At 40.4% G+C, this 6,732-nt stretch carries 5 protein-coding genes; all 5 read left to right on the top strand.

The window, feature by feature from the left end:
• The coding region (locus AC1DPQ_RS13575; RefSeq protein WP_477609737.1) for an esterase-like activity of phytase family protein at positions 1–489 on the top strand (489 nt) is incomplete at its 5' end.
• Positions 490–605: 116 nt separating this feature from the next.
• Positions 606–1,058: a LytR/AlgR family response regulator transcription factor gene (locus AC1DPQ_RS13570; protein WP_477609735.1), complete on the top strand. Its 453-nt coding sequence runs from the start codon at positions 606–608 to the stop codon at positions 1,056–1,058.
• A complete protein-coding gene (locus tag AC1DPQ_RS13565; RefSeq protein ID WP_477581434.1) occupies positions 1,055–1,522 on the top strand; it encodes a hypothetical protein in 468 nt (155 codons plus the stop codon). The genes AC1DPQ_RS13570 and AC1DPQ_RS13565 overlap by 4 nt, the downstream gene beginning before the upstream one ends.
• Before the next feature lie 149 nt (positions 1,523–1,671).
• Positions 1,672–3,447, top strand: coding sequence for an aminopeptidase P family protein (locus AC1DPQ_RS13560; RefSeq protein ID WP_477581432.1), 1,776 nt, complete (start codon positions 1,672–1,674; stop codon positions 3,445–3,447).
• 597 nt (positions 3,448–4,044) lie between these two features.
• Positions 4,045–6,732 (top strand): DUF5695 domain-containing protein (locus AC1DPQ_RS13555; protein WP_477609733.1); only part of this gene is annotated, 2,688 nt, incomplete at its 3' end.

The following is a 6,732-nucleotide window of genomic DNA, read 5'->3' as shown; positions in this document are numbered from 1 at the left end:
TACCTGATGGATAACACTACTTTAACAGGTGTGAGCGATATTGTTGCCGTTAACAGCACTACTTTCCTAACCATCGAGCGTGACGGATTGTATGGCGGTGCAGCAAGCAACCCGGCAACATTTAAAAAAGTTTTTAAAATAGACCTGAGTGGTGCTACCGATATTTCTGATTCCGGCAATGGTGTAACAGGTAAACTTTATGGCGGCAAAACCGTGGAAGAACTGAACAACGCAGCAGGTTTAAACACAGCGGGAATTACCCCGGTAAGCAAAACCATCGTTTTAGACCTGCTGAAAGATCTACCTTCCATTTATCCGCACGATAAAGCAGAAGGTTTGGCCTTACTGCCTGGCAACATCCTCGCGATTTCTAATGATGATGATTTTGGTGTGGTGGATAACGGGGCAAGTGGCTTTGCACAAAAAATATTGCCTTTAACAAATTCGGTTGATAGAAACCGTTTATACTTTGTTAAAATTAAACTTTAAAGCATTTAGCCATGTGTCAATTGACTCATGGCTATTTATACCATGAAATAAGATGCAAGTTGATATACTGTCTCATTAGTATGCTCATTACTACCGTACTTTTACCCTTTTTTTGCATGGCTATAGGAATTGAGGTTTACATTGTTAAGCTTTGTACAGCCTATCTTAATTTGCCTATGTATTACAGTTGTGCAATTGTTGATGATGAACAGCACGCGATTGATGTACTCCACGATTATATTGAAGATATCCGTTTTTTAAAACTGTTTAGCGCCTTTAATAATCCATTTGATGCCTTAAAAACAATTAGTGCCGGCGATAAAATCGATTTTCTTTTTCTAGATATAGATATGGATGGAATGAAGGGAACTGAACTATCACAGCATCTCCGCTCGAAAGCCAGGTTTGTGATCTACGCATCCRCCCACCTCGAAAATGAGGTAAGAAAAATAGATTCTAGCTTTGAATGTTATCTTGGCAAACCGATCTCAATGAAACGTTTTACTGGCACCATTGATAAACTGATACGACTTAATAATCTGCCGATTAAAAATGAAAATAGCTTATGATCGAACTTAATTACCTTTTTGAACAGGAATTTTTAGAAGATGTATCCTATCAGTTAATACAGTCAAGCATGGAAGACCCATGGTTGGTGCTGTCTGGATGTAAAGTGCTGGGGATTATTGATGAAGTTGAAGGGAACTGGAGCCAGATTATAGGTGGAGATATTCCACCAAAAGCAATTGAAGGGATGGGGAATTTTATTAACATGCAACAGTTTAGCTGGTTGCCGAATCTGATCAAAAAACAGTGGCCAAAGTATGTGCTTGATGTGGTCGTAGAAAATGCAGACCGTTACGAAATAATCTGCCATAAAGAGGCTTGTCTCAAACGTTTTAAACAACGTTTTACACTGGGTATCCATGCGCTTGCACAGAGAGAATCTGCGCTTGTTTTTAAAGTACGGTGCTTTCAGAAATCAGATTGTTATGAGGTGCTTAAAGCGCCTGCAATTGATCGGTACGTTTAATGTTTGTCCTGAATATTTTTAAAGGTAAACACAGGTTCCAACGCAAGCGGAATCTGCTGCGTTTTCAAAATTTATATTAATTCTTGTTTGTTTTAAGCGCTGATGTCAATGTAATATTTAAATTTGGCCCTACAAAACTCTTCCTCAACATGACCTTTGTAGAAAAACTGCAGGCCTTACGCCAGTTAATGGCTGCTCAAAAAGTAGATGCTTATATTATTACCGCGGCAGATCCTCACATCAGTGAATATTTACCAGCACATTATAAAGCTATTCCTTTTGCTTGTGGATTTACAGGGTCGGCTGGCACGCTGGTCATCACTCAGAATTTTGCTGGTCTGTGGACTGATTCGAGATATTTTACGCAGGCAGAAACACAATTAAACAATACTGGTTACGAATTGGTAAAGTTGAAAGTGCCACATACGCCCGAATACATCGATTGGTTGTGCCAGGTTTTGCCAAAGGATGCAAAAGTAGGTTTTAACCATCAGCTTATTACGGTAGGTTTGGCCCTCGAGATACAGAACAGTTTGACCCAGCGTGGAATAGAAATAATTGACGTTGATTTTATCAGCACGATTTGGCTCGATAGGGTAGGACTACCTGTAGAAAATGCCTTTTTAATAGGCGAGGAAGCTGCGGGTCTTACCATTTCGGCTAAAATAAACGAGGTAAAAGCTGCTTTAAAAATAAATGGAGCAGATTATCATTTTATTTCATCGCTTGATGACATTGCCTGGCTTTTTAACCTAAGGGGAAAAGATGTAGATTATAATCCTGTTACCTTAAGTTTTGCTTTAATTACTCCTGCAGCGGTAAAACTCTTTATCGACGAACAAAAATTGTCGCAAACAGATATTGATACTTTAAATGAGCAGGGCGTAACTTTGCATCCTTATGCTGAGGTGGCTGAGGCATTAAAAAATCTACCAAAAGGCGCGCAGGTTTTTATCGACCCTAAACGTACCTGTTTTGGCTTGTATCAGTGCTTGCCTTCTAGTGCCAAAATCGTTTCAGGCATTAATCCAAGCACACATCTAAAAAGTTTAAAGAATAATACTGAGATTAATCACATCCGCAAGGCAATGCTAAATGATGGAGTGGCTTTAACCAGGTTCTTTAAATGGATGGAAGATCATTTAGGGAAAGAAAAAATTACAGAATGGTCTGCAGCAGAGAAACTGGGTGCATTTAGGGCTGAACAAACATCTTTCGTAGGTTTAAGTTTTAATACCATAGCTGGTTACAATGCCAACGGAGCTTTGCCGCATTATAGTGTAACAGCAGAAAGCAATCAGGAAATTTTAGCCGATGGTTTGTTTCTTGTCGATTCAGGAGGCCAGTATTTGTATGGTACAACTGATATTACCAGGGTAATGCCTATTGGTAATTGCTCATCAACCCAGGCCGATGATTATACCTTGGTGCTAAAAGGCCTGATTGAAGGTTCTAAACTGATTTTTCCAGAAGGTACCAAAGGTTATCAAATCGATTCCATCTGTAGAAAACCACTCTGGGAACATGCCATAAATTTTGGTCATGGAACGGGTCACGGTATTGGCTTTTTCCTAAATGTACACGAAGGACCTCAGAATATTAGTCCAGCCAACGTAGATATTGCCTTTAAGCCAGGAATGGTAACCTCCATCGAACCAGGTATTTATCGTCCGGGAAAACATGGTGTACGCATCGAAAACCTTGTTTTATGTATCCCTAAGGGAAAAAGCGAATTTGGCGATTTTCTCACTTTCGAAACCTTAACCTTATGTTTTATCGATACCGCGATTATCAATAAAACACTTTTGGCACCAGATCAGATTGAGTGGTTAAATCAATACAATCAAATGGTGTTTGGGAAGCTTCAACCCCTTTTATCTGATGAAGAAGCTGAATGGTTGAAAGTGAAATGTCAGCCTGTTTAATCATTGTCTACCAATGATTCTAAAGAACGGTCGTCATTCCCGCACAGGCGGGAACCACGAAGTGCTCAGCAGCTAATCTTAATGCGAACAATCTTAGCGCTTTGCGTAATCTGAAGGAAAATAAATAGGTGGGTCTTTAATATAATAGTTGTCAGTCTGAGCTTGTCGAAGACCCCTATGTTGTATTAGTAAAATAATCGTTTAAATGATCTTATATCTCTTATATGATTAATAATTTGATATAGGAAAGCAATTCCTGCATTTCAATCCACGTCAGTCGCGCTTTCCGCTGTAGTCCCGACTTACTTCGGGAGCTGCCGCTGCAATCACGTTTAGGTACCCGATATAGTGCTAATGGGTTAGGTTTCCCCTCATGTGTTATTAATCTGCGTGCTTTGCGTAATCTGCGAACCTATTTTTTTCATCATGCTTCCTGCTATTCACCATCGATCCGCCATCCGTTTACCGCCTCGCGCCCAACTTCCAGTAAATACACCAATTCTTTACCGATTTTGCGCTATTTTTAAGTTCGATGCCTGCTTTATCTTTTAAATTTTAATTTTGATTTAACCACATTTCTAAATTTCCTTTATGATCATGATTATCGAACTAAAAAAGAAGAGAACCTTATCCATAATAACTTTTAAAGCAATATTTTGCTGTATTTTATCTTTCCTAAATATTGAGGTAGTTCTAGCCCAATCGCCTTGGATTGCTTTAGGCAAAAAAACATCTACTTTGGGCCTGGAAAATGGATTTTCGACTTACAATGCCGGAGCATTTAATCTAAAGCTTGTTAAGTCATCACAAACGGTAGCGGGCCTACAGCCTAAAATGGTTAAAGATTTCGATTTTGCACCCAGCGACAGTTTAAAAGTGCGTAGTTCAGATGGTTTATATCACTTGGGCGATATCAATTTGAAGTTACGCTACATTGGCGAAGAAGCCTGGAAAAGCTACAGCACAGCCGCCAAAAGAAGCCCTGTGAAAAATATTTCTATGGGTAAAAACGTACTCGCTGCTGCCGATCTTGCTGCAACACTTCCGGCTGATATGCCGCTGCAGGTTAAACGGATGTGGGAAATGTTTAACGGAAAGCTTGTGCTCCGCTTCGAACTGAAAAATAAGACCAATAAAAACGTAGAAATCGGGGCACTGGGTATTCCGATGATTTTCGATAATATTCTCGAAGGCAGGACATTGGAGCAAACCCATGCAAAAAATGTTTTTTACGATCCTTATATCGGTAAAGACGCCGGTTATCTGCAAGTTACGCGGTTAAGCGGTCATGCACCTTCTTTGCTCGTTGCGCCACTGGGACATACGCCATTTGAGGCTTATAACCCGCTTAATGATGATCGAACACCAAGAGGAATCGCGTTTGAAGGTTTTTATGAGTGGATGGTATACAGTAAAGCCTATGCAGAAAACGAATGGAAAAATGCCGAGCAATGGAATACACCGACTTCAACCACTTTAAAACCTGGTGAAACCAGAAGTTATGCCCTTCAGTTTATCCTTTCTGGAGCAGCAAAAGATATCGAAAGCAAACTGATCGAAAATAAACGACCAGTAGCAATCTCAGTTCCGGGTTATGTACTGCCTAAAGATGTGGAAGGGAAATTATTTGTTAACTACCCTAAAAAGATTAAAACTATTCAAGTTCAGCCTGAAAATGCCCTACAAGTAAGTGCATTGGCCTCAACCAAAAATGGCTGGAAAAGTTATACTGTAAAGGGAAATACCTGGGGAAGAGCAAGGTTGTCCATCACCTACGAAGATGGCTTGGAGCAAAGTATAAATTATAAGGTAATTGAAGCCGAAAGTGATGTGATTGCTAGTTATGGCAATTTTTTAACAACCAAGCAATGGTTTAACCAGGCCGACCCTATTTTTAAAAGAAGTCCATCAGCTATTACGTACGATAATGAAAAGCAACAGCAGGTAACACAAGACAATAGGGCATGGATTGCAGGTTTAAGCGATGAAGGTGGTGCAGGTTCGTGGTTGGGGGCAATAATGAAGCAATTGGTACAACCCAAGAAAGAAGAAGTTGATAAACTGAAACAATTTGTAGATAGTGTAATGTTTGGGCGGATACAACTTAAAAACGGTCCTCAGAAATATGGGGTAAAAAAGAGCTTGTTCTACTATGCACCAGATTCGCTCCCTAAAGATACTTATGCCGCAAATATAAATTTTAAAACATGGTCTGCATGGCCCAAAAAAGAAGCTGATAACCTGGGCCGGTCTTATAACTACCCGCATGTTGCAGCAGCCCATTGGGTGATGTATCGGTTGGCGCGTAATTATAGCGGCCTTGTGGAGGAGCAGAGCTGGAAACAACACCTTATAGATGCTGCTGAAACAGGCATGGCCATGGTTAATATTGCCCCTTATTACGCACAGTTCGGCCAAATGGAAGGCACAGTTTTCTATCTCATCCTAAATGACCTTAAAAACGAAGGACTAACAGAAGAAGCAGCCAGGTTAGAAAATGAAATGAAGAAGCGGGCCAACCACTGGCGTTCGCTACAATATCCCTTTGGAAGTGAAATGCCTTGGGACTCTACAGGTCAAGAAGAAGTTTATGTATGGTCGAGCTATTTTGGCTATCAAGACAAAGCAAATGTAACGCTTGATGCGATATTGGCCTATATGCCTGTGGTGCCGCATTGGGCCTATAATGGTAATGCCCGTCGGTACTGGGATTTTCTTTATGGAGGCAAACTTTCGCGTATCGAACGGATGATCCATCATTATGGTTCAGCACTCAATGCCATTCCTGTATTAATGGATTACCGTAAAAATCCCGGCGATTTCTATCTTTTGCGTGCTGGTTACGGTGGACTTTTGGGTTCGATTTCCAATATTACCCAAGAAGGTTTTGCGCCTGCAGCATTTCATGCTTATCCATCAACCTTAAAAAATGACGGCATTACCGGCGATTACGGATCCGGTTTTTTTGGCTACGCGGTTAATACATCATCGTATATCTTACAGCATCCTGAATTTGGTTGGTTGGCTTTCGGTGGCAATTTGAACAAAACAGGCAATAACATCAATGTTAAATTAACTACGGCAGCAAAATCATCGGTTTACATTGCTGCTGTAGGGCTTTGGATCAGCCTTGATGCGGGTACCATTGATGAGGTAAATTATAATACTGTAAATGGCGAAATTCGCTTAAAACTGAGCAAAGCAAATGAATATACACCTAATGCCATGTTGAGGTTGTTACAGCCTGCAAAAATTAATGGCGTCGGTTCTTATGCTGTAAAAGGC

Source organism: Pedobacter sp. 01T416_2, from assembly GCF_056398925.1.
The sequence above is the reverse complement of the archived record's forward strand: the minus strand, read 5'-3'. Positions and strand labels throughout refer to the sequence as shown.

What these genes read in the sequence shown, in the direction of transcription:
- AC1DPQ_RS13560 (WP_477581432.1), top strand. Translation starts at nt 1,672, where the DNA reads ATGACCTTTGTAGAAAAACTGCAGGCCTTACGCCAGTTAATGGCTGCT.
- AC1DPQ_RS13565 (WP_477581434.1), top strand. Translation starts at nt 1,055, where the DNA reads ATGATCGAACTTAATTACCTTTTTGAACAGGAATTTTTAGAAGATGTA.